This is a genomic window from Microcystis sp. M_QC_C_20170808_M3Col (assembly GCF_007095505.1).
In the GTDB taxonomy this organism is placed as follows: Bacteria; Cyanobacteriota; Cyanobacteriia; order Cyanobacteriales; family Microcystaceae; genus Microcystis.
Genome location: NZ_SFBY01000270.1, coordinates 1 through 3,111, shown reverse-complemented (window position 1 = coordinate 3,111; position 3,111 = coordinate 1). Strand labels below are relative to the sequence as shown.

The window sequence follows — 3,111 nt, the reverse complement described above, 5'->3', positions numbered from 1 at the left end:
TGGGGGTTGGGGGTTGGGGGTTGGGGTGTGGGGTGTGGGGTTTTACCCATTTTCAGGTGGTCAATTACCTAATTTTCAGGGAAAAAGTCCCTGAATTTTCCCCCCAATCACTCCAAGGGGCGGCACTTTTTGAGGGAAAAAAAGTCTAAAAACCTTGTTGGATAAGGTTTTTAGATTTATTCAGCAAACCTTATCTAGAGGAGTGAGTTGGCGGCAAGCTGCCGCCGACTAAGCCGAAAATTTCAGGGTTCCCAAAATTAATTACACATCTAAGCCGTCAGCTTTTTGCTGTGATCAGTAAACAGTAATCAGTGAAAAGACAGTAGAGACTATACTCTGTCACTTAAAACTCAAATCTGATAACTGATAACTTACACGCTGATAACTGATAACTGATAGCTGCACGACTACTTAGTACAAACGCTTACGGGGGCGATAATTAGCCACGGATTCCACTAAACCCAAGGCGATAAAATTGGTTAATAAAGATGAACGTCCATAACTTAACCAGGGTAAAGGAATCCCTGTAATCGGGGCTAATCCCACGGTCATGCTAATATTAAGAATTGCCTGAAAAGCGATCATTGAGAGAACACCGATCGCTATTAAAGAACCGAAGTTTTCTTTAGCAGTATTAGCAATGACTAACAAACGCCAACAGATTAACCAGAAAGCTATTAAAACCAAAATACTGCCGACAAAACCGAATTCTTCCCCAACTACGGTGAAGATAAAATCGGTGTGTTGTTCGGGAATAAAATTTAATTGGGTTTGGGTGCCTTGGTGTAATCCCCGTCCCAATAATTCTCCCGATCCGATGGCAATGCGGGATTGAATTAATTGATAACCTCCCCCCAAAGGATTCTTTTCTGGGTCAAGAAATAGGGTTAAACGATCTTTTTGATATTCTTTTAATAAACCCCAAAAAACCTCGCCTAATTTACCCACTGCCAGATTAGTTGCCACCACGATGAAAGTAGATAAAAAACGGTAGGGGAGGGTAAACCAAGCAAGGACAGCGATGATAATTGCTAAAACAATCCAAGCAGGAAAAAGTAAATTAAACAGAAAAACCGATGCGAGGGGAGATAACAGGATAATCATCCAAGGGAGTTTCGCATTAGCCCAGTAAATCATGCCTAGGGTAATTGCTCCAAAGACTAATCCTGTCCCCAAGTCCGGCTGCGCCATAATTAACACCCAGGGGATGGCAGTGACGGCAAATACACGAGCGATCGCAAAAAGATTATCGGCGGGACGATGATGTAGGAGGGCTGCCAGAGTGATAATTAAACCTACCTTGGCAAATTCCGACGGTTGCACATTAAAACTGCCGATATTAATCCAACTTTGCGCCCCATTCGCCGTCACCCCTAGGATAATTACCGCAATTAGGGAGAGATTGGTGAGAAGATAGGTTAACCAGTGCCATTTCAGCAGACTTTCGTAACGACAACGGGCCAGAAATACAGCGATCGCCACTCCCCCGGCACCGAATAACCAGTGTTGCCACCAGTCGAGAGCGGTGGTGTTCCTTTCGGCACTACGAATCATTAAACCACCGAAAACGGTTAAACCCGTCACCAAAACGAACAAAAGCCAATCAATTTGGGCTATATCCCGGAAAATGAAGCTAAACTGCTCGTTAAAACCCCTTAGTTTCCTACTAATAAGGGACTGTCTTCTCACCATTTCTCTCCCCAAATTTACTGACTAACTATAGGCTGCTACGGATACTTTCGCCGCCACCTGACGAGCGATCGCTATCAGGGCTTTAGCTGAGGCCGATTCCGGTTGCCCCACAACCACTGGTACACCAGTATCACCGCCCTCCCGTAGGGATATCTCCAGAGGCACACATCCCAGTAAAGGAATGCCCAATTCTTGCGAGGTTTTTTCCCCACCACCGGAACCAAATAGATCATAGGAGCGATCGGGCTGATCGGGAGGGATAAAATAACTCATATTTTCCACGATACCCAAAACCCGCGCCCCTAGCTGTTGGAACATTTTTAAACCCCGGCGCGCATCAATTAAAGAAACCGTCTGGGGAGTGGTGACAATCACCGCACCCGCTAGGGGGACCGATTGAATTAAAGTTAATTGTGCATCCCCAGTACCGGGAGGCATATCGACGATTAAATAGTCTAAATCGCCCCAATTGACCTGATAGAGAAACTGACGGATAATGCCGTTTAACATCGGACCGCGCCAGATTACCGGTTGATCGGGGTTGATCAAAAAGCCCATGGAAACCATTTTGATGCCATGGTTGAAAGCGGGTTCCAATATCTCGCCATTTGCGCCCTGTACGGTCACTTGTGCGTCATTTAAGCCCAACATTGTCGGGGCGTTGGGGCCGTAGATGTCCGCGTCTAATAGCCCCACTTTTGCCCCTAAATGAGCCAAGGCGACGGCGATATTCACAGCCACGGTACTTTTTCCCACACCGCCCTTACCACTGGAAACGGCGATAATATTTTTAACCCCCTCCACACCTTGGCGATCCGGTAAAGCTTTTTGTTGCGGGGTTTCGGCAGTTACATCCACGGCAACACTTTCCACACCGGGCAGCTGTTTAACGGCTTTTTGGCAGTCTTCAACGATAAATTCGCGCAAAGGACAGGCAGGAGTGGTCAAAACTAGGGTAAAGCTAACTTTTCCGCCATCGATCGCCACATTGCGGATCATGTTCAATTCCACTAGGCTTTTTTGCAGTTCCGGATCTTGAACGGGACGTAATACTTCTAAAATCGATGCGGTATCAAGGGGCATGGTTTCAGTGTCTCTAGTCAAGTATTGTTCTTATGGTTATTTATCTTAACCTTGTGGGGGTTGGGTGTTGGATGGTGTTAGGGTGTTAGGGTGTTAGGGTGTTAGGGTTTTAGTTGAAATTCCCCCATTCCCCCATTCCCCCATTCCCCATTCCCCCATTCCCCCATTCCCCCATTCCCCCATTCCCCCATTCCCCCACTTCCCCATTCCCCCATTCCCCCATTCCCCCATTCCCCCATTCCCCCATTTCCCCACTTCCCCATTCCCCCATTCCCCCATTCCCCCATTCCCCCATTCCCCCATTCCCCCAGTCCCCCATTTCCCCACTTCCCCACT

3 protein-coding genes are annotated in these 3,111 nt (G+C 47.3%); all 3 read right to left on the bottom strand.

Going from position 1 to position 3,111, the window contains the following annotated elements:
* Positions 1-411 precede the first annotated feature (411 nt).
* On the bottom strand, positions 412-1,692 hold the full coding sequence (gene rodA, locus EWV84_RS12250; protein WP_287078206.1) for a rod shape-determining protein RodA: 1,281 nt from the start codon (positions 1,690-1,692) through the stop codon (positions 412-414).
* A gap of 21 nt (positions 1,693-1,713) precedes the next feature.
* Positions 1,714-2,775 carry an Mrp/NBP35 family ATP-binding protein gene (locus tag EWV84_RS12245; RefSeq protein ID WP_287078207.1) on the bottom strand — a complete coding sequence of 354 codons (1,062 nt, stop codon included), beginning with the start codon at positions 2,773-2,775 and terminating at the stop codon, positions 1,714-1,716.
* 101 nt (positions 2,776-2,876) lie between these two features.
* On the bottom strand, positions 2,877-3,111 hold a 235-nt coding region (locus tag EWV84_RS12240; RefSeq protein ID WP_287078205.1), incomplete at its 5' end, for a hypothetical protein.

Bases quoted from the DNA above. Each gene is read 5' to 3' on its own strand.
- rodA (WP_287078206.1), bottom strand. From the start codon at position 1,692: ATGGTGAGAAGACAGTCCCTTATTAGTAGGAAACTAAGGGGTTTTAAC.
- EWV84_RS12245 (WP_287078207.1), bottom strand. From the start codon at position 2,775: ATGCCCCTTGATACCGCATCGATTTTAGAAGTATTACGTCCCGTTCAA.